Annotated in this window: 2 protein-coding genes; both read left to right on the plus strand. The window is 64.7% G+C overall.

Annotated elements, in window-relative coordinates; genetic code table 11:
* Nucleotides 1-118 precede the first annotated feature (118 nt).
* Nucleotides 119-1,351, plus strand: coding sequence for a cyclic dehypoxanthinyl futalosine synthase (mqnC, locus tag MJ783_RS19580; protein WP_239312423.1), 1,233 nt, complete (start codon nt 119-121; stop codon nt 1,349-1,351).
* 503 nt (nt 1,352-1,854) lie between these two features.
* A partial coding sequence (locus MJ783_RS19585; RefSeq protein WP_239312425.1) for a cytochrome P450 occupies nt 1,855-2,583 on the plus strand: 729 nt, incomplete at its 3' end.

Genomic DNA, 2,583 nt, shown 5'->3' on the forward strand with positions numbered 1-2,583 from the left:
TCGGTGGTCTGGCCGGTGGTCTGGCCGGTGGCCTGGATCGATGGTCGCGGCGCGGTGCCGATGGGTGACACCGGCCGTTGGGGCCAAGCGGTACGCCCGATCGCCGTACCATCGCGGGGTGAGCCTTGCAGATGATGCCGACAGCGGTTCTCCGGTACTTTCATCATCGGCGTTGGGTGAGGAGGAGATCGCGTCCGTTCTCGCCCGTGCCGCCGGTGGCGGGCGGATCACTCCCGAAGAGGCGCTGCGGCTGTACACGAAGGCCCCACTGCATGCCCTCGGCCAGGCTGCCGACGCCGTCCGCCGCGGTCGTTTCCCGGACGGCATCGCAACGTACATCATCGATCGGAATATCAACTACACGAACGTCTGCGTGACCGCCTGCCGGTTCTGCGCGTTCTACCGCGCTCCTGGGCATTCCGAAGGCTGGGTCCGCGACGTCGACGACATTGTCGCGAAGTGTGGTGAAGCGGTGGAGCTGGGAGCAACCCAGATCATGCTCCAGGGCGGTCATCACCCCGAGTTCGGCATTGAGTGGTACGAGGGCACCTTCGCGGCAATCAGGCGGGCGTACCCGCAGCTCACCCTGCATTCTCTGGGCGCCAGCGAGGTCGTTCACATCGCGCGGACGTCCGGGCTGAGCCATGGCGACGTCATCGCCCGGCTGCGCGACGCGGGGCTCGACAGTTTCGCCGGGGCGGGAGCGGAGATTCTCACCGAGCGTCCTCGGCGCGCGATCGCCCCGCTCAAGGAACCGGGGCAGGTCTGGCTGTCAGTCATGGAGACCGCTCACGGCCTTGGCATGGAGTCGACCGCGACGTTCATGATGGGCACCGGCGAGACCAACGCCGAGCGCATCGAGCACCTGCGGATGATCCGTGACGTCCAGGACCGCACCGGCGGTTTCCGGTCGTTCATCCCGTGGACCTACCAGCCGGAGAACAACCACCTGCGCGGCCGGACCCAGGCGTCGACCATCGAGTACCTGCGGCTGGTGGCGCTGGCCCGGCTCTTCTTCGACAACATCGCGCATCTGCAGGGCTCGTGGCTGACGACCGGCAAGGAGGTCGGCCAGCTCACCCTGCACATGGGCGCGGACGATCTGGGTTCGGTCATGCTGGAGGAGAACGTGGTGTCCTCGGCCGGTGCCCGTCACCGCACCAACCGGACGGAGCTGATCGGTCTGATCCGCGCCGCCGACCGGATCCCGGCGCAGCGCGACACCCTCTACCGGCACTTGGTCGTGCACCGTGACCCGGCGCAGGATCCCGTTGACGACCGGGTGGCCTCGCACTTCTCCTCGACCGCGCTGCCATCGCCACCCATGCTGCCGATTGTCGCCACAAGGTGACGCCTTTCATCGATCCGCCATGACGAACGGCCGGGGCCGGCAGCGGAAATCCCGCTGGATCTTCCGGACCCGGGGTGCGCTGGGAGCAGCTGCTCAACAGGGATAGCCGGTTACGGTGGCGTCCGGCTGGCCCCATTCACAGGGCGCTCGTGGGATCGCTGGGCTGTTTACCCGCTGCCTGGCCAGAGCGCCCTCGCGCCGCCCCAGCCCCGCGCCGCCGCGCCCCCTATTACCGGACGCTCTCAATCTCACCCAGTCATGTCGAGCGTTTTGGCGCGGGATGCGCTTTGCATACATTTCCAAGATTCAGAGTGGGTTCTTAGCGGTCGCCGCCGGCAGCGGTGGAGCGCTCGAAGCGTTCGGTCCAATAGATGTGATTTATATCACATACACTGGCTCTTGTTCGGTTGATTCTTTGCAACCAAAATCGAGTTTGCTTATCAAACTCACTGTGCTGATGTGTGCTTCGTCCACTGGAGCCTGAACGGAATCTAGGAGTGAAAGTGGCTGAGGTCGTGTCCGGAATTTTGTCCGAACCGCTGGATATTCTGGGGCGACTGTTGGCGCCCGAGGGAAAGCAAAATCCATATCCATTATACGAGGAAATGCGCGCGCATGGCCCCGTGGTGACCATTGCGGGCGTTCATACATTTATCACCGGCTACGCTGAATGTGCGCAGGCGCTGCGGGAACCGCGGTTGTTGTCAACCGATGCGGCGGTTCAGGACCAGCGGCTTCAGGGCTGGCATGAGCATTCGTCCTGGCGCTGGCTCACACAGAACATGTTGTTCAGCAATGATCCGGATCACGATCGCCTGCGCCGGTTCTTCGGCAACGCGTTTTCCGCGCGGCGGGTTGCCGAGATGCGGTCGTTGGTTGAGGAGCTGGCCTACGATGCCGTGCGGCACGTCGCCACGCTCGGAGCGGGTGGCCAGGTCGTGGATCTGGTCCCCGAGTTCTCCTTCCGGTTCCCGATGGCTGTCATCGGCCGGCTGCTTGGCGTTCCCGAGGCCGACCAGCTGAGATTCCGCGAGGCCATCGGGGACATCACAAGTGCCCTCGAACCGGTCCGCGACCTACGCGAGCTGGAGCGTGGGGACGCGGGTATGGATCTGTTGGCGAAATACTTGACCACGCTCATCGCGCGGTTACGAGAGACTCCCGGCCCGGATCTGACCAGCGGCTGGATCAAGGCCCTGAACGAGGACGCGGAAATTACCGAGGAGGAGCTC

This window comes from Protofrankia sp. Cj3 (assembly GCF_917627355.1).
Classification (GTDB): domain Bacteria; phylum Actinomycetota; class Actinomycetes; order Frankiales; family Frankiaceae; genus Protofrankia.